This window comes from Bacillus cereus group sp. BfR-BA-01355 (assembly GCF_022663675.1).
Lineage (GTDB): Bacteria > Bacillota > Bacilli > Bacillales > Bacillaceae_G > Bacillus_A > Bacillus_A thuringiensis_S.
Window position 1 is genome coordinate 1 of sequence record NZ_JAKUFY010000484.1, and the last position, 223, is coordinate 223.

The following is a 223-nucleotide window of genomic DNA, read 5'->3' on the forward strand; positions in this document are numbered from 1 at the left end:
GTTATTATTAAAAGCATCTTGATTAAATTCCATATCTTTAGTTACCAAATTTTCATTTAACCCTACTGGCAATTTAATTTCCGGTTTCACTTCTGGTTTTTCTTCTGGTTTCGTTTCAGGTTTTGGGTCTGGCTTCACTTCTGGTTTCTGTATTTTTTCAATTACATTAATAGAGTTATATAAAAATTGACTATACGCTTCACGTGTTACAAACATTTTTGGA

The 223-nt window shown here is 30.5% G+C and carries 1 pseudogene; it reads right to left on the minus strand.

The features are described 5' to 3' along the window. Positions 1–223: pseudogene (locus MR167_RS32575) on the minus strand (S-layer homology domain-containing protein); the annotation flags it as partial.